Below are 20292 nucleotides of genomic sequence, written 5' to 3'. Positions count from 1 at the left end.
TGATATGGCGAAGCTTTTCTTCGGACTGAACCAGTCACTGGACGGATATGTCGATCACGACGGATTCGCACCGGATGCGGTCCTTTTTCGCCATTTCATCGAGGAAGTTGGCGGGCTGAGCGGCAGCCTTTACGGTCGCCGGCTCTACGAAGTGATGCGCTATTGGGACGAAGACCGACCCGAATGGACCGCCGACCTGCGGGAATTCGCCGGGGTCTGGCGCGGCCGGCGTAAATGGGTGGTTTCCCGAACACTGAAATCGGTCGGCCCGAACGCCGAACTCGTCGACGGTGATGTCGAGGTGTTCGCCCGGCGACTGAAAGACGAGTTCGATGGTGAGATTCAGGTCGGCGGGCCGGAATTGGCCCACGGCCTGACGAAAGCGGGCCTGATCGATGAATATCGGATTTGCCTGCATCCGGTCGTGCTTGGGTCCGGCAAGCCGTTCTTCGCCGGACCGCGCCCACTATTGCGTTTGACCGCGCATGACGAGGTCGGGAACGCGCTCAGATTGACCTACGTTCCGGCCGGGTAGCGAGCCGATCGCTTATCCGACAACATCCTGTTCCAGCCGTCGCGGCAGGAGCTTTTCGCAAAAGACAGTGCCGGTTTCGGGCAGCGGCTTGACCGGCGCGTCGAGCGTGGCCTGCGAAACGGGAACCGGCGGCTCGAACACGGTCGCACCGACGATGACGTTGTGTCCGCCGCGCACGCTTTCGATGCGCGCCTGCCGCGCCTCCAGAACGCGCTCCTGAAGTCGCCCATCGAGAAGCGAGCGCAAAAGCCCGCCTTCGTTTTCGATGCGGCGGAATTCCTCCCACGCCGTTTCGCACAAAGATGCAATGAGTTGATATTGAAGGTCGGGCGAAGGCGTCGGATTGGAGATCGGGCGCAACTGCACTTCGCGCTTCATCACCGTCTGGCACGACAGCGCCATGCGCCGCGCAGCCTTTTCGGGCAGGCCGGCCGGCACGGTGTGCGGCAGGATGGAAACCGAATTGGCCGTGCCGCCAATGGCGCCGGCTGCGGCGAGCGTGTTGCGGGTCAGGTTCGTTTCCGGATCGCGCCGGCTCATCATGCGAAACGAGGTTTCGGCATGGATCGTGGCAGGCTTCGGCGGAAGCGACGAATGCTCCTCGACCGCCGCCCACAATTTGCGAAGGGCACGGATCTTCACGATGGTCGACAGCGGGTCCTGACCGACCGCGAGTGCGAAGCCCATATGCGGCGCGGCATAGACGACCGGCTGGCGGGCTTCCTCGAACATGCGCAGATGGCTGACTGCCGCCGCGAGCATGACGCCGAGTTCCTGCGCGTCCGTCGCGCCGGCATTGTGGACGACGCGTCCGTCGGCCTCCAGAAGAACGGCCGGCGCGCCGACCGAGAAGAAGTGCGCAAGCGATTGCGGCATCGATGCCTGCAACGCCTCGATCGACATGTGAAGGCGGCCCGTCCCGGCGAAGATCGCGCCCGGATCGACGCCGAAGGCGAGGCTGAGCTTGGCCGGATCGACATTCGGCCAGCGCGCAAAGATGTCGACCATCCAATCGACCGACGTGCGGCTCATCGGATGGGCGTCGATGCGCAGGTGAATCTTGTCGAGCGGGACGCCCGCAAGCACGGTGCGCAACGCATCGGGCGAGGCCGGCAGCCCGTAGCCGAATGAATTGGGCGCGCCTTCGAAGACCAGTGCGAGGCCGTCCGCGCCGTTTTCCAGATCGGTCAGCGCCTGCGCGTTCGCGCGCACCGGATCGGGATCGTCGACGCGCTGCAGGATTTTCCAGTCTGCCGCGCCGCCCGCGCGCGCTTGGAGGCCCGACGCATCGACCTCGTAGTGGAGACGTTCCGTACGTGCCGGCTCCGCCGCCAGCCGTTCCAGCCAGGCTTCCCGCTTTATCGCGGAAAACGATCTGGTGCCGACACTTGCTGCTTCCATTTCAAACCTTCCTCCGGCCGCCTCGCCGCAGCCTTTGGGCAGAACTTAAGGCGGCTGGCAGGCGCACGCAACGCGCCGCTGGCCGCATGCGAACTTTTTGCATCATCTTGTTGCGTACACGCCTATTGACGCTGGCACAGGTTCGGTCGAATCTCGCACCAAATTTGGATAAGCGCAGGGGGCATCATGTGGCAGGCTGAGAGCATTTTTCTGGGCGCAAGCCGCAAACCGGACGACAGCTATCAGCGGCCCGAGGAACTGCTTCTCAAATACGGCAACCGCCACGGGCTGGTGACGGGCGCGACCGGCACCGGCAAGACGGTGACGTTGCAGATTCTTGCCGAAGGCTTCTCCGAAGCCGGCGTTCCGGTCTTTTGCGCCGATATCAAAGGCGACGTGGCCGGACTTGCCGCCAAGGGCGAGCCGAAGGACTTTCTGACGAAGCGCGCGGAACAGGTCGAACTGAAGGACTATCAGTTCACCGAGTTTCCGGTGGTGTTCTGGGATCTCTTCGGCGAGCAGGGGCATCCGATCCGCGCGACGGTTTCGGAGATGGGGCCACTTCTCCTGTCGCGGCTGCTGAACCTGACAGAGGCGCAGGAGGGCATCGTCAACATCGCTTTCCGCCTCGCCGACGAGGAAGGTCTGCTTCTTCTCGATATGAAGGATCTCCAGTCGATGCTCGCCAACATGTCGGAGCGGGCAAGCGAACTGTCCGGCCGCTACGGCAATGTGACGAAGGCGTCTGTCGGTGCGATCCAGCGTGCGCTTCTGGTGCTGGAACAACAGGGCGGCGACCATTTCTTCGGCGAGCCGGCGTTGCGGATTGCGGATCTGATGCGCACCTCGCGCGACGGACGCGGCGCGATCAACGTGCTTGCAGCCGACCGGCTGATGATGAACCCGCGCCTTTACGCGACATTCCTGCTTTGGCTGATGTCCGAACTTTTCGAGGAGCTTCCCGAGATCGGCGACCCGGACAAGCCGCGTCTCGTCTTCTTCTTCGACGAGGCGCATCTGCTTTTCTCCGACGCGCCGAAGGTGCTGGTCGAGCGGGTGGAGCAGGTGGTGCGCCTGATCCGTTCAAAGGGCGTCGGTGTCTATTTCGTGACGCAAAATCCGCTCGACGTGCCCGAAACCGTTCTGGCGCAACTCGGCAATCGCGTCCAGCATGCGCTCCGCGCGTATACGCCGCGCGAGCAGAAGGCGGTAAAGACGGCAGCGGAAACGTTCCGGCCGAACCCAGATTTCGATTGCGCCGTTGCGATTACCCAACTCGGCACGGGCGAGGCGCTGGTTTCGACGCTTGAGGACAAGGGTGTGCCATCGATGGTGCAGCGGACGCTGATCCGCCCGCCATCGTCGCGGCTAGGGCCGTTGACGCCCGAAGAACGGCGCGCGGTCATCGCGCAAAGCCCGGTCGCTGGCCAGTACGACACGGCGGTCGACCGCGAATCGGCGCATGAAATGCTGGGTAAGCAGGCCGAGGCGAAGATGCGCGCGGAAGAAGACCAGCGCCGCCGCGAATCCGAGCAGAAGGAAGCCGCAAAGCGTACGCGCTGGACGCTGCCGGACGGTATGGAAGAAGCGCCGCGCCAGCGCCGGCAGCCTGCGCCGCGCGCCTCGAACCGGCAGACGGTCACCGAGGCTGCGATGAAGTCGGTCGTCAGATCGGTGGGATCGTCGGTCGGCCGCGCACTCGTGCGTGGCATATTGGGAAGTTTGAAAGGCGGCCGCTAAAGAAATTCCAGCCGCCTTTTCAATCAGACGGTCGCGAGGCCCGACGTAACGAGGATCGGCGACTTGGCAGGCACGCGCTCGTAGAGATCCATCACGTCCTGATTGATGAGACGCACGCAGCCGGACGAGACCGACAGGCCGATCGACCACCATTCGGGCGAGCCGTGCAGGCGATAGAGCGTGTCCTTGCCGTCCTGATAGATGTAGAGCGCGCGCGCGCCGAGCGGATTGCCGAGGCCGGGCTGCATGCCGCCGTCCCAGGAGCGGGTCGAAGCGTTGTATTCGGCGCGATAGGGTTCGAGCTCGGGCTGCCGGTCGATCATCTCGTTCGGCGGGAACCAGCGCGGCCATGTCTGTTTCCAGTCGATCTCGCCGCGTCCCGACCATTCAAAGCCGGCACGACCGAGACCGACGCCATAGCGCATCGCGCGGCCACCGCCCTCGACGACGTAGAGGTAATGGTTGCCGACATCGACGACGACAGTGCCCGGCGCCTCACCTGTCGGGTCGGGCACGCTGCGGCGCAGAAGACGCGGATTGATGCGTTCGACCGGGACGGCGGGAATTTGGTAGCCTTCGTCGAAGACCGTCGCGTAGGCCTGCTGATAGTAGGCCATGGAGTAATCGGGTTCCGGCGGCATGGGAGCGAAACTCGTCGTCGTGGGCGATGAGCCACCGATGGTGTCGCGACGCGGAACGCTGGTGCAGGCCGAAAGCGCGACCGAAGCAGCGCCGGCGGCTGCCACGCCGAGAAACCGGCGGCGGGATACAGGCTCAATCATTTCAAAAATCGGGCTCCAATGCGGATCTTCGCGTCAAACGCAAGATCGTCCGGCTGGTTCCGACCAGTCAAGGACGGGTGATGTCCCCGAGTTACCCGATATGCCGTAAAGCGGGAAGTTTGAAGCCTGTTTTATGCCGACTTGCCGTCTTTCTGTGGCGTTGCGGCCACATTGGTCGCGAAGTCAAGAAGCTGTGATGAGACCTTCGAGCGAGGGAAGAACGAGCTTTGCGGGATGGTCGGCGTACTCGTTCGGCTGGCCCGTTCGGTTGATCCAGATGGTGCGAAAGCCGAATCGCGCCGCCCCGGCCGCGTCCCAGCGGTTCGACGACTGGAAGGAGACTGCACCCGGATAAAGCCGCCACTGCGTCGTGACCATGTCGTAGACATCCGGGTGAGGCTTGTAAAGACGGATGCGATCGACCGAGAAAATCTCGTCGATGACGGTATCGAGCGCGGCGTTCCTGACAGCCGATTCCAGCATTGCGGGCGAACCGTTCGACAGGATTGCAAGGCGCGCCCCGCTCGACTTCAGTTCGCGCAGCACCTTCGGCACTTCCGGGTAGCAGTCGAGCTTCCAATAGGCGTCGAGAAGAGGTTGTCGCAACGCCTTGTCGGCCGATGGCACAAGCGCGAAGGCGGCATCGAGCGCGCGTTCGGTCAGTTCCCAAAAATCGCGATAGTCTCCCATCAGCGATAGCGTCCACGAATATTCGAGCTGCTTCGCGCGCCAGATTTCCGAAAGCTTTTGACCTTCCGGGCCGATCTCGCCGGCATGGCGACGCACGGCGGCGTGTACGTCGAAAAGCGTACCGTAGGCGTCGAAGACGTAAGTTGCGTATTTCATTAACGAGCCTCTTTGGCCCGGACTTGACCGAAAAGGTGATTTCCGGTCAAGCAGAACCCGTGCTGGACCGATGGTTTGGCCGATCTGCCGGTTGACCCGGCGCTTCGGTCGATCTTGCATGCGCGCGATAAAAAGAAGAACAGGACGATCCCATGACCCTTTCCGTACCCGCTCAGTCTTTGACCTGGACCTTCGTCGATGGTGAATGGCACGAGGGCAACGTCGCGCTGATTGGACCGCGCAGCCACATCATGTGGCTCGGCTCCTCCGTATTCGACGGTGGCCGCTGGTTCGAGGGCGTTGCGCCCGATCTCGACCTTCACGCCGCCCGCGTCAACGCATCGGCAAGCGCGCTCGGGCTGAAGCCGACCAAGGAAGCCGGCGAGATCGTCGATCTGACCTGGGAAGGCCTGAAGAAGTTCGACGGCAAGACGGCCGTCTATATCCGTCCGATGTACTGGGCCGAACATGGCGGCTATATGGGCGTACCCGCCGATCCGGAATCGACGCGCTTTTGCCTTTGCCTTTACGAATCGCCGATGCAGACGCCGGAAGGCTTCTCCATCACGGTTTCGCCGTTTCGCCGCCCGACGATCGAGACGATGCCGACCAACGCCAAGGCCGGCTGCCTCTACCCGAACAACGGCCGCGCAATCCTCGAAGCCAAAAATCGCGGCTTCGACAACGCGCTGGTGCTGGACATGCTCGGCAACGTCGCCGAGACCGGTTCGTCCAACATCTTCATGGTCAAGGATGGCGAGGTGCTGACGCCCGTCAAGAACGGCACGTTCCTGCCGGGCATCACGCGCTCGCGCACAATGGGTCTTTTGAAGGATGCGGGCTATGCGGTCTCCGAGCGCACGCTGAGCGTGAAGGACTTCATGGAAGCCGACGAAATCTTTTCGACCGGCAACCATTCGAAGGTCATTCCCATTACCAAGATCGAAGACCGCAATCTGCAGCCCGGCCCGGTCGCCGCGAAGGCGCGAAAACTCTATTGGGATTGGGCGCACGCCTGAAAATGAGCGGAAATGTCCGGCCGCCCCGGTTGCGGGGCGCGGACGGTCGCCTATGTAAGCAACTATCGATTTTCATTTCTCGAGAGGGAGACAGACATGGCTTTCGAACTGCCCGCACTGCCTTATGATTATGAGGCGCTCCAGCCCTATATGTCCAAGGAGACGCTGGAATATCACCACGACAAGCACCACAAGGCGTATGTCGACAAGGGCAATGAACTCGCCAAGGAAGCCGGCATGGACGGTCTCTCGCTCGAAGAGATCGTCAAGCAGAGCTACGGCAAGAATCAGCCGCTCTTCAATAATGCCGGCCAGCACTACAACCACATCCATTTCTGGAAATGGATGAAGAAGGGCGGCGGCGGCAAGAGCCTGCCGGGCGCGCTGCAAAAGGCGATCGACAGCGATCTGGGCGGCTATGACAAATTCCGCACGGATTTCGTCAACGCAGGCGTCGGACAGTTCGGCTCGGGCTGGGCATGGCTTGCCGTCAAGAACGGCAAGATCGAGATCCAGAAGACACCGAACGGCGAGAACCCGCTCGTCCATGGTGCAAAGCCGATCCTCGGCGTCGATGTGTGGGAGCATTCCTATTATATCGACTACCGCAACGCGCGGCCGAAATATCTGGAGGCCTTCGTCGACAACCTCATCAACTGGGACCATGTCCTGGAAATGTACGAGGACGCGACGCGCTGAGCGACGCCAGATTTTCGAAAAGCCCGGCCTTCGCGCCGGGCTTTTCTTTTGCGCTGTCACGAAAGCTTTATCGCAATATGGTCGGAACGTCGTATCGCGCGGAACATTGATTGCTAATGTTCGCATCCCAGCCAGACAGCCCGGAGAGCCAGATGAAATTGATCCTTCCAGCCACCCTTGCCATCGCATTGTTTGCACCGGCCGCCTTTGCCCAGCCCATGGAGGAGCGTGAGCAGGTCATGAAGGAACGGTCGCAGATTCTGCGCACACTTGGGCCGATCGCGCAGGGCAGGGCGCCTTTCGATGCCGATACGGTTATGGCTGCGCTCGAAGAACTCAACGCCAATGCCGAGGCGCACGATATCGCGGCGCTCTACCCCGAAGGCAGCGAAGGCGGCGATGCGACCGAGGCTGTGTGGAGCGACCGTGACGGCTTCGTCGAACTCGATGCCGAATATCGCGCTGCAGTGCAGGCGGCAGTTGCTGCTGCGCCGGCGGACGAGCAGGTATTCCGGGCCGTGTTCCAGCCGATCGGCGCAAGCTGCGGGACCTGCCACGAGACCTATCGCGCGGACTGACCATTCATGGGCGCGCTGTCGAAAATCGCGATCGGCGCAACGCTGACGGTGGCAATCGGCGGCGCGGCATTCTGGTATTTCACCGAACCCGTTCGCCTCGATGCGGCCGAGATCGCTGCATTGCCGCAAGGAAATGCGGAGGCCGGCGAGCGCATCTTTTGGGCAGGCGGTTGCGCCTCTTGCCATGCAGCGCCGGGCGCGCAGGGCGATGCGATGCTCCAACTTGCAGGCGGCGTCGAACTGGAAAGCGAGTTCGGCACCTTCGTCGCGCCGAACATCTCGACCGATCCGCAGCACGGCATCGGTGGCTGGACGGTCGGCGATTTCGCCAACGCCGTGAAGCGAGGGGTGTCGCCCGGCGGGCGGCATTACTACCCGGCATTTCCCTATACGTCCTACAGCCGCATGCGCGACGAGGACGTCGCGGACCTGTTCGCCTTCATGCAGACGCTGCCGGCCGTCGCATCCGACGCGCCGGAACATCAGGTCTCGTTCCCTTTCAATTTGCGGCGCGGTCTCGGGCTCTGGAAACAGCTTTATCTGAACGATGATCCGCAGGTCGAAATCGCGGATGCGAGCGATCAGGTGCGCGCAGGACAATATCTCGTCGAGGCGCTCGGCCATTGCGGCGAATGCCACACGCCGCGCGCGATCACCGGCGGGCTGGAGACGGAACGCTGGCTCGGCGGACGACCCAACATCACGCCGGGCGGCGATATTGCGGGTTGGAGCGAAGACGACATCGCCTATTACCTCGAAAGCGGCTTCACGCCCGACTTCGATTCAGCAGGCGGGCGAATGGCGGCAGTTGTGCGCAACATGGCGCAACTGCCGGCCGAAGACCGGCAGTCGATCGCGGCCTATCTCAAGGCGGTACCGGCGGTCGAGTGACCGCCGGGAAACCGCTTCAAGCCTTGCTGACCGTCTTCAGCGCAAATGCGTAGACATAGGCGATCTCTTCCAGCCGCGAGAAGCGCCCCGATGCGCCGGCATGGCCTGCATCCATGTTGATCTTGAACAGGACCGGGTGGTCGTCGGTTTTCAATTCGCGCAGGCGTGCGACCCATTTGGCCGGTTCCCAATAGGTCACGCGCGGGTCGGTGAGGCCCGCAAGCGCCAGGATCGGCGGATAGTCCTGCGCGACGACATTGTCGTAGGGCGACCATGAAGCGATGCGCTCGTAATCCTCGGCTGAAGCCAGAGGATTACCCCATTCGGGCCATTCCGGCGGGGTGAGCGGTAAAGAGGCGTCAAGCATCGTGTTGAGAACGTCGACGAACGGCACTTCTGCGACGATGCCGGCAAATGCCTCCGACGCGATGTTGGCGACCGCGCCCATCAGCATGCCGCCAGCCGATCCGCCCTGAGCGATGATGCGGTCATGCGCGGTGTAGCCTTCCGCAACGAGATGGCGCGCGGCGGCGACGAAGTCGTTGAACGTGTTCGCTTTGTGCTCGCGTCGGCCCTGCTCGTACCAGGCAAAGCCCTTGTCCTTGCCGCCGCGCACATGAGCGATGGCGTAGACGAATCCGCGATCGGCGAGCGACAGGCAATTGGTGTTGAAAGACGCCGGAATGGTGATGCCGTAGGAACCGTAGCCGTAAAGAAGGCAGGGTGCCGAACCGTCGAGCTTCGTGTCCTTGTGATGAAACAGCGAGACGGGCACCAGTTCGCCATCCTCGGTGGGCGCCATCAGGCGACGGGTGACATAGTCGTCGGGATCGTGGCCTGACGGCACTTCCTGCGTTTTCAGGAGCGTGCGTTCGCGGGTTTTCATGTCGTAGTCGAAAAGCTGCGATGGCGTCGTCATCGACGAATAGGAAAAGCGAATGACATCCGTGTCGTATTCGAGCGAACCGCCAAGCCCGAGCGAATAGGCTTCCTCGTCGAATGCGATCACGTGTTCGTCGCCGGAAGCGCGCTCGCGAATGACAATGCGCGGCAGGCCGTCCTTGCGCTCCAAACGCACGAGATAGTCCTTGAAGCCCATGATCGACAGGATCAGCCGGCCGGGTTCGTGCGCGACGAGTTCGCTCCAGTTTTCAGGACGCGGATCGGCGACGGGCGCCGTCATGATCCGGAAATCCCTGGCACCTCCGGAATTGGTCAGGATGAAGAAGACATCGCCGCCTTCCTCCAGTTCATATTCGACGCCGGTCTGCCGGGCCGCGACGAGGCGCGGTTCGGCAGTCGGATCGTTGGCGGGCAGGATGCGATATTCGGTGGTCTCATGATCGTTGATGCCGATGAAGATCCAGTCGCCCGAACGCGTGCCGCCGACATTCATGAAGAAGCCCGGATCGGTTTCCTCGTAGATCAGGCGGTCGTCCGACTGGACGTCGCCAAGACGATGGTGGAAGATCTTCGAGGGGCGATGGTTGTCGTCGAGGCTCGTATAGAAAAAGCCTGTATTGGCGGCGTCCCAGTCACCCGACCCGCCGGTATTGGCGACGACGTCTGAAAGATCGTCGCCTGATGCGATGTCACGGACCTTGAGCGTGTAGAACTCCGAACCCTTGTCGTCGAAAGACCAGATCAGTCGCGCATGATCGCTGGAATGATCGACGCCGCCGAGGCGGAAATAGGCGATGCCTTCCGCTTCCCTGTCGCCGTCCAGCACGATCTCCTGTAAACCGCCAGCACGGGGCGTGCGGAAAAAGCGCGGCTGTTCACCGCCCTTTTTAAAGGATGAACCATAGGCGAAGGGGCCGTCCGGCATGGGCACGGACGAATCGTCTTCCTTGATGCGCCCTTTCATCTCGGCGAAGAGCGTGGCGCGCAGGTCTTTGGTGTCGGCCATCAATTCGGCCTGGTAGGTGTTCTCCACTTCGAGATGGACGCGGATATCGGACGCCAGCGTTGCCGGGTCCTTGAAGACTTCCTGCCAGTTGTCAGCGCGTAGCCAGTGATACGGATCGGAAACGGTGATGCCGTGATGGGTGTGCGAATGTTCGCGTTGCTCGGCGGTCGGAGCGGGCGAAGGGGAAAGCTTTGCGTCGGTCATGAAATCTCGAAATGCGAAACAGGAATGGTGCGGCCCGGGCGCAAGGACACCCGTGCCTGCGAAGGATTATCAATCGTGGTCGAAATTGAGCGCCACGCCGTTCATGCAGTAGCGCAGGCCAGTTGGAGCGGGACCGTCATCGAATACATGCCCCAGATGCGCGTCGCAGTCGGCACAGCGAATCTCCGTGCGCGTCATCATGAACGAGCGGTCGACATGCTGCTCGACGGCGTCCGGCTTGACCGGCGCGGTGAAGCTTGGCCAGCCCGAACCCGAATCGTATTTGGTTTCCGAACGAAAGAGTGGCTTGTCGCAGCACACGCAGCGATAGAGACCGGGTTCCTTGTTATCGACATAGGGGCCGGTGAATGCGCGCTCCGTCCCGTGCTTGCGGGTGACCTGATACTGCTCGGGGGTAAGCTGTTCGCGCCATTCGGTATCCGACTTTTGAACCTTCGGCATGATCGTTCTCACAATTATCTCGAAAAAGTTGACACACATGTAGGCAGCGATGGCGCGATTGTCATCCGCGAGACGTCGTCAAAGCCAGCAATCGAAACGACGTCAGAGCTCGTACGATCGAAAGTGATGCGTGAGTTTTCAGCAATGAATGCGGAAATTTGAAAAGAAATACATAAATGCAACCACCGATTACATTTCGTGAGGCAGCATAAACGTGTCGTCTACAGGGCCTGAAAGAGGCCCAATTGTGGCCTAGCTCAAAAAGTACCGTAGATACGTCTCTAGATTGATTGACTTGGCTAAATATTCGATCCATTTGTTGCGCAATCACATTGCCGCTGCTAACGGCGTGGTAAACGCCGACAGAATAAACCCGGCGTTAGAATTATGAACTTGAACTGGGGCCTGTAATGCAACTGTCCGATGACCTCCCGAAAAACAGTGATATGCTGATTGAACTGACGGCCGACGTGGTCGCAGCCTATGTCAGTAACAATCCGGTGCCGGTGGGTGAACTTCCAAATCTGATCGCCGATGTCCATATGGCACTTGGCCGCGTTGGAGCGGCGCCGGAGGCCGCGCCAGTTGACAAGCAGAAGCCGGCTGTCAATCCGAAGAAGTCGGTGCATGAAGATTACATCGTGTGTCTGGAAGACGGCAAGAAGTTCAAGTCCCTGAAGCGGCACCTGATGACCCATTACGGTCTGACGCCCGAACAGTACCGCGAGAAATGGGGCCTCGACGCGAACTATCCGATGGTTGCGCCAAACTATGCGGCGGCACGCTCGCAGCTTGCCAAGAAGATGGGCCTTGGCCGCAAGCGCAAGGCGCGCTGATTTTCCATCGACATTTTTCAGGACCGGCGCCGTAAAGGCGCCGGTTTTGTTTTGTGAGGCAGGCTGTTTCCGATGTCGAATTCATCGAGCGCCTGCTTCAGCGCGATATGCCTGTTGAGATCATAGCTCCAGTGCTGCGTTGCGCCGCGTATCCGTTCTCGCTCGAGCAGGCGTTTCAAGCGCCTGGCGATCAGCTTGCGTCTCGCATCGTCCGGTTGGCCGATGGTGTCGAGGTCGATTCCGCAATTGCATAGCAACGCGACCCGCTGCGCCGCGCGGCGCTGATCCATTTCCTTGGTCGCCTGAAAGGCGGCAGCTTCCATCCTGAGATTCACGTCGGTCTTCCCTGTTGTTCAGGGTCGCGATGGTGACGCGTCGGACGTCGACGTGGATAAGTTCATCTGCCTTACAAGCCTGTGGAGAGAAAATACCTAGCAAATTCCGTCTCTTGAGGTGAGCGGTAAATTTTTATGTTCGATATTTGTTCTCATTCGCCGCGATCCACGATAAAAGTATTTATTCCTATGTTGGAGGTGGATGTGGCGCGTGCGAGGAAAAAATGGGAAGTCGTCGACGATGACGGGCCGGACGAGCCTTCGTCATTTCCCGCGTCGAAGAAAACGGACGAAAGGTGGATGAGCGATTGCGAAGCGGTGATCGATATCGTTTCGGCCTTCTTCAACGTATCGAGCAAGGATCTTCGCAATTTGACGCGGTCGGTCGCGCCCGTTGCCCGAGTGCGCCAGATCGGCATGTACGTCGCGCATACGGTGTTGCAAGTGCCCATGAAGCATGTCGCGCGCTGCTTCGTTCGGGACCGTACGACGGTTCAACATGCGGTCGCGCTTATCGAGGATTTGCGCGAGGATTCCGATTTTGACGGGATAATGGATCAGGTCGACAGGCTCGCAAGAGTTCTGATCCGCCGCGAGCCGGTGTGAGGTCGAGATGACGGATCGGCATTTGATACGGCTTTTGAGTTTTCTCGCTCGCGGCGACGCGCGTTTGGAGCAGGCAGGCAAAAAGGGTTCTTGTTTGATACAGGCGGGCGATCGTGGAACGATCGCTATTCCCGACGAAACGCTGGCAGACGTCACGAAGCGCGGTCTTGCAACGATGAGCGGCGGCGAAATCGCCATCACCCCGGCCGGGCTTGCCTTTGTCGCGCGCGCTGGTGCGAGCGGAGATCGCTTTCAGGCTCAGCATCGCGAACGCGACGTCTGCTCGCTCGAAGTAGGTGGCGCAAATGAACTCGTGGAAATCAATCTTCGCGAAAGCCCGCTGGCTTCGCTGGGCCAGCGCAAGAGCCGGGACGGCAGCGCCTTTTTGTCCGCGTCCGAGTTGCAGGCCGGAGAAAGGCTGCGCGCAGACTACAATTTCGGCCAGATCATGCCGCGCATGAGCGCCAATTGGGAGGCGGCCGTGTCGGCCGGTCGTCGTGGAGGCGGCAACACGAAGGCCGAATTGTCCGACAACGCGCTTGCCGCCCGTCAGCGCGTCAACGCCGCGATCGAGGCGGTCGGTCCCGAGCTTTCGGGCGTGCTGGTCGACGTGTGCTGTTTCCTGAAAGGGCTGGAACAGGTCGAAACGGAACGGTCATGGCCAAGGCGGTCGGCCAAGCTGATGCTGAAAACGGCGCTCGGCATTCTCGATCGACATTATCGCCCGCGCTGGCGCGACAATGGGCGACACGGCGTTCTGCATTGGGGCACCGCGGACTACCGCCCGAACCTCAAGAACTGACAGGCAAGATCAGGTGGCCGGCGCGTTCTGACTAAGCGCGGCGGCCTCCATGCGGATACGCTTGATCATCGAGCGAAGGCCGTTGGCGCGCTGCGGGGTCAGGTGTTCGTCGAGGCCGAGGCGTCGCATGGATGCTTCCGCATCGACGCCGAGGATTTCAGATGCGGGCCGGCCTGAATAAAGCGCCAGCACGATCGCCACCAGCCCTTTGACGATATGCGAATCCGAATCGCCCTCATAGGAAATGACCGGGTCGGCATCTTCGCTGATGGTGGAGTTCAGCCAGACCTGACTGACGCAGCCGGGCACCTTGTGCATGGCGTCACGTGCTGCCTCGGGGTAGGGAGGCAGATCGCCGCCCAACTCGATGATGTACCGGTAACGGTCGTCCCAGGCATCGAGAAAGGCGAAGTCGTCAAATATCTGGTCGATTGTCGCTGTCATGAGACGGCATATAGGGTTTCACGCCGTCGCCGTCACCTCAAAAGGTGGTTTCGGGCGCGTTCGGGACGCTGCCGGTGAGCACCGTCTCATCGAAGACATTTGCGGACGGCGTCGGGGTAGGGGCGGCAAGCCGGCTTGCCTTGCCCGTGTCGCTTCCGAACTGGCCGTCGAGCGCTTCATAAGCCATACGGGCACCTTCGCGCGCCCGCATTCCCAAGGAGCCGACCAGCGCGCCCCCGACTTCGCAGACATCGGGTCTGCGCTCGCAGATACCGGACACGTCGCCGATCGCATCGCGCGCGGCAAAGAAGGCGTCGACGGCACCGACCTGCGGTTCGTTCGTATCGCCCGATGGTGCGAGCGGGATGAAGAGAAGAGCGATGGAGAGCCAGAACGCGCTCTTGAACAGAAATCCGATCATAGTCTTTCCCCGTCGCCAGCGTTTGGTGCCGGCTTCCAGACCATCAAAGCATGAGCACGAAAAAGGCTGCTTGAAGGTGCCGGGGCAATTTTCGACAGTTTCGATTCAAATTGTAACGATCGGCGCTCGTCGGCTGCGAGGTCGGGGCGTGAGCGCAATTTTAAATATATAATTTTCAATAACTTACGAGAATCGAGGTGATGGATTTACAGGCAAGAAAGCGTGCTTACGGTCGGTTTACCACGTCGCCAATCAATCGAAACGACAGGGATGGCGATGGCTTCCGGGTACCTGGAAATGGCATGCTTTATCCTTTCCTTAAACGCTGGATGCGACTGTGCTGCCAATGATGTCGACCCGCGAAAAGCGGGCCCCGTGTGCGAGTGCGTTGCGTTGAAATCAAGCGAAAGCCGTTCCTTCGAATGGATGGGTCGAATACTCGGCTCTTGCGACCGGCTGGTCGCCGGAGGGGTAACGGACGCCGTCGCGCGCGAACGGCATGCCAGACTGCTTGCCACACAGCTAGCCGCGCCATTTTTTCTTGCCGCCATCGCTGCACCCGCCGCATTTGCGGCATGGGGTGCAAACATGGCCGCTGCCGCGATCGCGGCGATTTTTGCCGTATGCCTTGCCAACGTCCTTCTTGTCGCGAGCGGCACACATTTCCGGCTCGCGGCGTGGGTGGGCAGCCTCCACGCTTTTGCCATCGGCACGATGACGGTTCTGGGAGGGGCGCAGGTGGCGGTTCTGCTGCTTCTCGCGCTCGCGATTGCGGGGCTGGCGAGCTGGGTCGCAGGTCCCGGCAAAGCGTCACGGACCGAGAGTGAGCCGGACTTGGCCGCACGCATGAATGCAGTTGTCCTGCGCATGACCAACGAAGGCGAGGTGCTGTCGGCATCGCATCAGGCGCGGTCCATCCTGCGGCTCGATCCGGATATTCTCACGGGCGCGGGCCTGTTCGGCCGGGTGCGCGTCAGCGACCGGGTCAAGCTCCTGTGCGCACTGGCAAATGATGGCGACACGGCGCAAAGCCTGCTGGTCACGCTTCGCATACCCGGCGACGTGCCGGGGGACGTCGCCTATCTTCACGTCAGCCTCGAACTGCTGCGCGATGCGACTGACTGGACGGTGATCCTGCGCGACGCAAGCGATGTCGGCGAATTGCAGGTCGCTCTCGACGACGCCATGGATGAAGCGGCGGCGCTCGACGCGGCCAAGAGTCGTTTCCTGGCGGCCGTCAGCCACGAATTGCGCACGCCGCTCAACGCCATCATCGGCTTTTCCGAGATGCTGCTCCATCAGGAGGTGTCGGGTCCGCTGCCGGCCAAGCAGGCCGAACATGTGACGCTCATTCGCGAGGCCGGGAGCCACCTTCTTTCGATCGTGAACTCGATCCTCGATGTCTCCAAGATCGAGGCAGGCGCTTATGCGATCCATCCCGAGCCGTTCGAAATGACAGACGCGATCGACCGTGCGCTGGCATTGCTGGATGGGCAGGCGGCGGAACGGGGCGTGACGCTGGCCAACACCGCAGGCGATAATGTCGGAGAACTGAATGCCGATCAGCGCGCGGTGCATCAGATTCTGTTGAACCTCGTTTCGAACGCCATCAAGTTCACGCCTCAGGGCGGCAGTGTCTCCGTTTCGGCATCGCGCATGGGCGAGCGGATGTCGCTCGTTGTCGCCGATACGGGCATCGGAATCGCGGCGGCTGATCTGGATGGGCTCTGCAAGCCGTTCGCGCAGGTCCACAACGACTATACGCGCAAGTTCGAGGGGACGGGCCTCGGCCTGTCGCTCGTCAAGGGCCTCGTCGCGCTTCACGACGGTGATCTTTCGATCGAAAGCGCGCCGGGGCAAGGCACGACCGTGACCGTCCAGCTGCCGCTGGCACGCGACAGCGGGGACGTGACGAAACTGACCACCACGATTGCTGGAAATGGACTGAAGACACATGGCACGTACCGCAAAATCGCGTAAGCGCAAGCAGCGTCCCGGCCTGCTCGCCACGGGATTGGCGGTCACCGGCCAGACGATCGCCGCCAATCCCGTGGCGGTGGGAGGCGTTACCGCCTTCGCAATCACATTCGCCTTCGTCGCGGCCAACGCGATCTGGTATCAGCCGCATCCGCATGCGAGCGCGTTTTTTCAAACGCGTCATCTGCAACCGCGCGGGACCGCCGAGCCAATCGATGTGACGCGACTGGAAATTGCGCCGGATGCGCCTGCTGCTCCCAAGCTCGACCTTCCGGCCGAAGCGGTTCAGCCGCCTGTGGCCCCACGGCCCGAGGCAGGCGAGATTAGAAGCGATCCCCGGTTCGAGGAGGCCGCGCCCGATGCGCGTGCGGCAGTCGTTGCCGAAGTACAGCGGATTCTCGCCGAACTCGATCTCTACAAAGGGTCAATCGACGGGCTGACCGGCCCGCAGACGAATGCCGCCGTGGCAGCCCATCGGCGCAGCCTCGGCCTGCCCGAGGAAGGCGGCATCGATTCCGAGCTTCTACGGCATTTGGGAACCGGGCCGGCTACCGGTGGGCCGACCGCGAATACCGATGCTGCGCGCGGCGAGACGGATCAAATCCGCACGGCGTCCGCGGCCGCGTCCGGCGAACAGCGTGTCATGCGCATACAGGCCGGATTGCGCGCCTTCGGTAATCAGGGCATCGATCTAGACGGGCAGGTCGGCCCGCGCACCGAAACTGCGATACTGGAGTTTCAAAGTCTGTTCGGACTGCCCGAAACGGGCATGCCCGACGAAGCGACCTATGAGAAGATGAGGGAAATAGGCCTCACGAGCTAAGGTCTTTCCCATGCGTGTTACGACCGATTTTTGGGTTTCCGCCGCCTTGAGGCGGGTCTTCGCCGCCGGCGGCTATGGTGCCGTTATCAAGCGTGGGGCAAGCGAGGCCGGCGCGGCTTTCGTCATCGTTCGCTCGCGCTTCGGCCTTGCCACGCTTTATGCACCGAGCGCGCAATCGGACTATTCCGACGCGCGGCCGGACGAGCGGATGTTTTCCGCTGTCCTGACCGATGCCGACGACGAGGCAATCGATGCTCGACTGGAAAAGGAAAGGCGCTTCGACCCAGATCTTTGGATCGTGGAGATCGAGGCCGATGCCGATCTGGTCGAAGAATTGCTGTGATCAGCCGGCGCTGCGCGCCATCGTGATTGGCGTCGATGCCTGTCCGGTAACGTCGTAATTATCGATGAAGGCGCGGATCGAGGCGGCCGTGCTGAACCGGTATGGTTGCGATGCCGAGACCACCAGATAGGCTTCCTCCACCGAAAGGCCGAATTGCTTGAATATGCGGCTCAGTGCTGTGCGATCCGGATCGGCCATCAGCCCGGCGGCCTCATGTTCGTCGATGCCTGCAAGGGCGGCAAGCGTGCGGCGCAGGATCGACGGGTTGCCGGTGAGGGCTGCGGCACGCAGCTTGAGATAGGCCGAGGGCGCTTCCTGCCAGCGCGCTATCTTTTCCCGTTGCGGCGTGTCGGCCATCATCGCACGCAGGCGATCGAGCATGGCGGGTTGTGACGGTTCCGTCTGGGCCTTTGCGCTTGGCTTCAAGGTTGCGATCAGGCGCGCGATGCGTGGGTCGAGGTTGGGCCGGCGTTCGATCGCAAGCGCATGGCCAAGCCCATGACGACCGATGAGCGACAAAAGGTCGATGTCGCGAAGCGCATTAGAGCGCACCAGAAGCGGGGCGCAGATATCGACGGGTTCGTCGCAAAGCCGACGGACCAAAGTGGCGGGCGGGTAGATGCATTCGGAAAGAGCGGCGCATACGAAGCGCAAGGTCGTGCGCGATGCGCAGGCAAGGAGCGGATCGGCGAGATCCTCGATCTGAGCTATTTCCTGACGCGATGGGCGGGGGATCGAACAGAAGGCCGAAACGGCCGCACGAAGAAGCCTGTCCGACTTCGTGTTTTCCGAACTGGAAGCAAACTGCCTGAACTCGACGCTGGACACTTGGTACGCCCGATCTGCGGATACTCGAAACTGACGGGCAGACAAGAACATGTCGCCCTTCGTTCAACTTAGCGCAAATGCGTTATGCACTTATTAACCGTGCCGGCCGCATACGGGATTTGGAGGCGTTGCGTAGGCTCCCCGATAGATTCGAGCATCGGGCCATCTTGCGTAAAAATGGCCGGTTCGATGCTCCCTAGATTTGCGAGCAACGACCATGACGACCATCATTAAATTTCCGACCATACCCAGGCAGCGCTCTTTGCAGGACAAGGGTCTCGGCGCAAAGATCATCCTGTTTCCCGGTGTCCGTTACGAGCGACTTGAACCCACATTTCCCAAGTAAGGCGCTGATTTCGCTGTCCTGACCATTATATTTCCTATATAAAACATGGTGTTGAAGGCTGCGAGGGGCGCGTTTCATGGATCACCCAGAGGGTGCGGGCTTGCAACGGGCAGATCGGGTGGATTTCGACCCTCGCGTGCGGCTGGAATTTCGCGGCACGCAGCTCAGTTCCGACGGCGGCCTTCTGGTGATGCGCGAGCTTGATGACGCGCTCGGGTTGTCCGATTTGGCGTCAGCGGCGCTGCGCGATACTCGCTCTGGCAAGAACACGGTCCATCGGCTCGACGGCCTGTTCCGGCAATCAGTCTTTGGGCGGCTGGCCGGATACGAGGATGTCAACGACGCCAACCGTCTCGCCTGCGATCCGGTCATGCGCCAAGTTGTCGGCGGCAGAGCGGTCGATGCACAAGCGGCCTCGGCATCGCAGATGGGACGGTTCGAGACCGAGACGCTGGCTCTGGCCGGGAACCGTGCCGCGCTGGCCGACCTGAACGGGCAATGGATCGACCGGTTCCATGACCGTAACGGGCTGAAGTACATCGTTCTGGACATGGACAGCTCGGTCAGCCCGACCCATGGCGACCAGGAAGGGTCTGCCTGGAATGGCCATTTCGACTGTAGCTGCTATCACCCCAACTTTCTGTTCAACCAGTTCGGGATGCTGGAACGCTGCGCCCTGCGCCATGGCAACGTCCACAGCGCCGATGGCTGGCGTGATGTTCTCGACCCCGTCATTGCGCGCTACGCGGAGCGCGACCTTGGTGGCAGGTTCTTCCGGGCCGATGCTGCCTACGCGATCCCGGCGATCTATGAGCGATTGGAAGAAGCGCGGTTCTTCTACGCCATCCGGCTGCCCGCAAACGCGGTCCTCAAGGACAAGATCGCGCATCGGCTAACGCGCCCTGTCGGGCGGCCGTCACTGACCAAGGTCAAGCGGTTCTTCGAGGAATTCGAGTATCAGGCGGCGTCCTGGGACAAGGAACGCCGGGTGATCGCCAAGATCGAATGGCATCCGGGCGAACTGTTCCCGCGTGTCGGCTTCATCGTCACCAACCTGCCGATGGAGCCGGACTGGGTGGTGCGGTTCTACAACCAGCGCGGCACCGCCGAGCAGCACATCAAAGAGGGCAAATACGCCTTTCGCTGGACGCGGCTGTCGTGCCGGAAGTTCCGCGACAATGAGGTGCGGCTGCAACTGCACGCCCTGGCGTACAACCTGGCCACCTTCTTGCGCTGCATCGAGCTGCCCGAGGCCATGGCCGACTGGTCGTTGACCAGCCTGCAACTGAAGCTGATCAAGATCGGGGCACGTGTGGTCCGTCACGCCCGCACCATCACCTTCCAGCTGGCCGAGGTCGCTGTCACCGGCACGATGGTACGCGCCATCCTCGCCGCTATCCGCCGATTGCGAGCGCCACCGCTATGCGCATGATCGCGATCCACGCTCAAACTGAACGAAAGCGGC

Annotated in this window: 23 protein-coding genes; 14 read left to right on the top strand and 9 right to left on the bottom strand. The window is 61.4% G+C overall.

What is annotated here, in order from left to right:
- The first annotated feature begins 4 nt into the window (after window positions 1–4).
- Complete coding sequence (locus ACX82Z_RS11955; protein ID WP_459589025.1) at window positions 5–535, top strand: dihydrofolate reductase family protein; 531 nt, start codon at window positions 5–7, stop codon at window positions 533–535.
- 12 nt (window positions 536–547) lie between these two features.
- Here ACX82Z_RS11955 and ACX82Z_RS11950 read toward each other — a convergent pair whose 3' ends face one another.
- Window positions 548–1936 (bottom strand): methylmalonyl-CoA mutase family protein, encoded by a 1389-nt coding sequence (locus ACX82Z_RS11950; protein ID WP_459589024.1) that lies wholly within the window; start codon window positions 1934–1936, stop codon window positions 548–550.
- 186 nt (window positions 1937–2122) lie between these two features.
- Here ACX82Z_RS11950 and ACX82Z_RS11945 point away from each other — a divergent pair, with 186 nt between their 5' ends.
- Complete coding sequence (locus ACX82Z_RS11945; protein WP_459589022.1) at window positions 2123–3676, top strand: helicase HerA-like C-terminal domain-containing protein; 1554 nt, start codon at window positions 2123–2125, stop codon at window positions 3674–3676.
- 23 nt (window positions 3677–3699) lie between these two features.
- Here ACX82Z_RS11945 and ACX82Z_RS11940 read toward each other — a convergent pair whose 3' ends face one another.
- Window positions 3700–4458, bottom strand: a complete 759-nt coding sequence (locus ACX82Z_RS11940; protein ID WP_459589021.1) for a L,D-transpeptidase — start codon at window positions 4456–4458, stop codon at window positions 3700–3702.
- A 183-nt stretch (window positions 4459–4641) separates the two neighbouring features.
- Window positions 4642–5304, bottom strand: coding sequence for a haloacid dehalogenase type II (locus ACX82Z_RS11935; protein ID WP_459589019.1), 663 nt, complete (start codon window positions 5302–5304; stop codon window positions 4642–4644).
- Window positions 5305–5456: 152 nt separating this feature from the next.
- Here ACX82Z_RS11935 and ACX82Z_RS11930 point away from each other — a divergent pair, with 152 nt between their 5' ends.
- From ACX82Z_RS11930 to ACX82Z_RS11915, 4 genes are all read left to right on the top strand, one after another.
- A complete protein-coding gene (locus ACX82Z_RS11930) occupies window positions 5457–6323 on the top strand; it encodes a branched-chain amino acid aminotransferase (RefSeq protein WP_459589017.1) in 867 nt (288 codons plus the stop codon).
- A gap of 96 nt (window positions 6324–6419) precedes the next feature.
- Complete coding sequence (locus tag ACX82Z_RS11925; protein WP_459589015.1) at window positions 6420–7022, top strand: superoxide dismutase; 603 nt, start codon at window positions 6420–6422, stop codon at window positions 7020–7022.
- 152 nt (window positions 7023–7174) lie between these two features.
- Entirely contained in the window at window positions 7175–7600 is a 426-nt protein-coding gene (locus ACX82Z_RS11920) for a c-type cytochrome (RefSeq protein WP_459589013.1), read from the top strand.
- A gap of 6 nt (window positions 7601–7606) precedes the next feature.
- Entirely contained in the window at window positions 7607–8491 is an 885-nt protein-coding gene (locus tag ACX82Z_RS11915) for a c-type cytochrome (protein ID WP_459589011.1), read from the top strand.
- A gap of 16 nt (window positions 8492–8507) precedes the next feature.
- On the opposite strand, the gene ACX82Z_RS11910 is transcribed toward ACX82Z_RS11915, so the two are convergent.
- Window positions 8508–10604 (bottom strand): S9 family peptidase, encoded by a 2097-nt coding sequence (locus ACX82Z_RS11910; protein WP_459589009.1) that lies wholly within the window; start codon window positions 10602–10604, stop codon window positions 8508–8510.
- 69 nt (window positions 10605–10673) lie between these two features.
- Window positions 10674–11066, bottom strand: a complete 393-nt coding sequence (msrB, locus tag ACX82Z_RS11905) for a peptide-methionine (R)-S-oxide reductase MsrB (RefSeq protein WP_459589007.1) — start codon at window positions 11064–11066, stop codon at window positions 10674–10676.
- A gap of 410 nt (window positions 11067–11476) precedes the next feature.
- On the opposite strand from msrB, the gene ACX82Z_RS11900 reads away from it, so the two are divergent.
- Window positions 11477–11902 carry a Ros/MucR family transcriptional regulator gene (locus ACX82Z_RS11900; protein WP_459589005.1) on the top strand — a complete coding sequence of 142 codons (426 nt, stop codon included), beginning with the start codon at window positions 11477–11479 and terminating at the stop codon, window positions 11900–11902.
- A 17-nt stretch (window positions 11903–11919) separates the two neighbouring features.
- Here the strand turns inward: ACX82Z_RS11900 and ACX82Z_RS11895 are convergent, their stop codons facing one another.
- Complete coding sequence (locus tag ACX82Z_RS11895; protein ID WP_459589003.1) at window positions 11920–12192, bottom strand: cytoplasmic protein; 273 nt, start codon at window positions 12190–12192, stop codon at window positions 11920–11922.
- Between the two features lie 249 nt (window positions 12193–12441).
- Between ACX82Z_RS11895 and ACX82Z_RS11890 the strand changes: the two genes are divergently transcribed.
- The gene (locus tag ACX82Z_RS11890; RefSeq protein WP_459589001.1) at window positions 12442–12843 is read left to right on the top strand and encodes a helix-turn-helix domain-containing protein; all 402 of its coding nucleotides are present in this window, start codon (window positions 12442–12444) and stop codon (window positions 12841–12843) included.
- 7 nt (window positions 12844–12850) lie between these two features.
- Window positions 12851–13645 (top strand): DUF6456 domain-containing protein, encoded by a 795-nt coding sequence (locus tag ACX82Z_RS11885; protein ID WP_459588999.1) that lies wholly within the window; start codon window positions 12851–12853, stop codon window positions 13643–13645.
- A 9-nt stretch (window positions 13646–13654) separates the two neighbouring features.
- Here the strand turns inward: ACX82Z_RS11885 and ACX82Z_RS11880 are convergent, their stop codons facing one another.
- Window positions 13655–14089: a SufE family protein gene (locus ACX82Z_RS11880; protein WP_459588997.1), complete on the bottom strand. Its 435-nt coding sequence runs from the start codon at window positions 14087–14089 to the stop codon at window positions 13655–13657.
- Window positions 14090–14126: 37 nt separating this feature from the next.
- A complete protein-coding gene (locus ACX82Z_RS11875) occupies window positions 14127–14510 on the bottom strand; it encodes a DUF5330 domain-containing protein (protein WP_459588995.1) in 384 nt (127 codons plus the stop codon).
- Between the two features lie 393 nt (window positions 14511–14903).
- Here ACX82Z_RS11875 and ACX82Z_RS11870 point away from each other — a divergent pair, with 393 nt between their 5' ends.
- Genes ACX82Z_RS11870 through ACX82Z_RS11860 form a run of 3 tightly spaced genes read left to right on the top strand, consistent with a single transcriptional unit; the run spans window position 14904 to window position 17653 of the window.
- A complete protein-coding gene (locus tag ACX82Z_RS11870) occupies window positions 14904–16490 on the top strand; it encodes a sensor histidine kinase (RefSeq protein WP_459588993.1) in 1587 nt (528 codons plus the stop codon).
- Complete coding sequence (locus ACX82Z_RS11865) at window positions 16465–17310, top strand: peptidoglycan-binding domain-containing protein (RefSeq protein WP_459588991.1); 846 nt, start codon at window positions 16465–16467, stop codon at window positions 17308–17310. Before ACX82Z_RS11870 ends, ACX82Z_RS11865 begins: the two co-directional genes overlap by 26 nt.
- A 10-nt stretch (window positions 17311–17320) precedes the next feature.
- Window positions 17321–17653, top strand: a complete 333-nt coding sequence (locus tag ACX82Z_RS11860; protein ID WP_459588989.1) for a DUF1491 family protein — start codon at window positions 17321–17323, stop codon at window positions 17651–17653.
- Here the strand turns inward: ACX82Z_RS11860 and ACX82Z_RS11855 are convergent, their stop codons facing one another.
- Window positions 17654–18481 carry a hypothetical protein gene (locus tag ACX82Z_RS11855; RefSeq protein ID WP_459588987.1) on the bottom strand — a complete coding sequence of 276 codons (828 nt, stop codon included), beginning with the start codon at window positions 18479–18481 and terminating at the stop codon, window positions 17654–17656.
- A gap of 217 nt (window positions 18482–18698) precedes the next feature.
- On the opposite strand from ACX82Z_RS11855, the gene ACX82Z_RS11850 reads away from it, so the two are divergent.
- Window positions 18699–18827, top strand: coding sequence for a hypothetical protein (locus ACX82Z_RS11850; protein ID WP_459588985.1), 129 nt, complete (start codon window positions 18699–18701; stop codon window positions 18825–18827).
- Between the two features lie 76 nt (window positions 18828–18903).
- Complete coding sequence (locus ACX82Z_RS11845; protein ID WP_006473457.1) at window positions 18904–20259, top strand: IS1380-like element IS1247 family transposase; 1356 nt, start codon at window positions 18904–18906, stop codon at window positions 20257–20259.
- The last annotated feature ends 33 nt before the right edge of the window (window positions 20260–20292 follow it).

It is taken from the genome of Aliihoeflea sp. PC F10.4 (assembly GCF_054612275.1).
This window is presented reverse-complemented; position numbering and strand designations above follow the sequence as displayed.

Coding starts and splice junctions, on each gene's coding strand:
- ACX82Z_RS11885 (WP_459588999.1), top strand. CDS start 12,851: ATGACGGATCGGCATTTGATACGGCTTTTGAGTTTTCTCGCTCGCGGC.
- ACX82Z_RS11900 (WP_459589005.1), top strand. CDS start 11,477: ATGCAACTGTCCGATGACCTCCCGAAAAACAGTGATATGCTGATTGAA.
- ACX82Z_RS11945 (WP_459589022.1), top strand. CDS start 2,123: ATGTGGCAGGCTGAGAGCATTTTTCTGGGCGCAAGCCGCAAACCGGAC.
- ACX82Z_RS11955 (WP_459589025.1), top strand. CDS start 5: ATGGCGAAGCTTTTCTTCGGACTGAACCAGTCACTGGACGGATATGTC.
- msrB (WP_459589007.1), bottom strand. CDS start 11,066: ATGCCGAAGGTTCAAAAGTCGGATACCGAATGGCGCGAACAGCTTACC.
- ACX82Z_RS11850 (WP_459588985.1), top strand. CDS start 18,699: ATGACGACCATCATTAAATTTCCGACCATACCCAGGCAGCGCTCTTTG.
- ACX82Z_RS11950 (WP_459589024.1), bottom strand. CDS start 1,936: ATGGAAGCAGCAAGTGTCGGCACCAGATCGTTTTCCGCGATAAAGCGG.
- ACX82Z_RS11915 (WP_459589011.1), top strand. CDS start 7,607: ATGGGCGCGCTGTCGAAAATCGCGATCGGCGCAACGCTGACGGTGGCA.
- ACX82Z_RS11880 (WP_459588997.1), bottom strand. CDS start 14,089: ATGACAGCGACAATCGACCAGATATTTGACGACTTCGCCTTTCTCGAT.
- ACX82Z_RS11920 (WP_459589013.1), top strand. CDS start 7,175: ATGAAATTGATCCTTCCAGCCACCCTTGCCATCGCATTGTTTGCACCG.
- ACX82Z_RS11910 (WP_459589009.1), bottom strand. CDS start 10,604: ATGACCGACGCAAAGCTTTCCCCTTCGCCCGCTCCGACCGCCGAGCAA.
- ACX82Z_RS11865 (WP_459588991.1), top strand. CDS start 16,465: ATGGCACGTACCGCAAAATCGCGTAAGCGCAAGCAGCGTCCCGGCCTG.
- ACX82Z_RS11940 (WP_459589021.1), bottom strand. CDS start 4,458: ATGATTGAGCCTGTATCCCGCCGCCGGTTTCTCGGCGTGGCAGCCGCC.
- ACX82Z_RS11895 (WP_459589003.1), bottom strand. CDS start 12,192: ATGGATCAGCGCCGCGCGGCGCAGCGGGTCGCGTTGCTATGCAATTGC.
- ACX82Z_RS11845 (WP_006473457.1), top strand. CDS start 18,904: ATGGATCACCCAGAGGGTGCGGGCTTGCAACGGGCAGATCGGGTGGAT.
- ACX82Z_RS11930 (WP_459589017.1), top strand. CDS start 5,457: ATGACCCTTTCCGTACCCGCTCAGTCTTTGACCTGGACCTTCGTCGAT.
- ACX82Z_RS11935 (WP_459589019.1), bottom strand. CDS start 5,304: ATGAAATACGCAACTTACGTCTTCGACGCCTACGGTACGCTTTTCGAC.
- ACX82Z_RS11875 (WP_459588995.1), bottom strand. CDS start 14,510: ATGATCGGATTTCTGTTCAAGAGCGCGTTCTGGCTCTCCATCGCTCTT.
- ACX82Z_RS11860 (WP_459588989.1), top strand. CDS start 17,321: ATGCGTGTTACGACCGATTTTTGGGTTTCCGCCGCCTTGAGGCGGGTC.
- ACX82Z_RS11925 (WP_459589015.1), top strand. CDS start 6,420: ATGGCTTTCGAACTGCCCGCACTGCCTTATGATTATGAGGCGCTCCAG.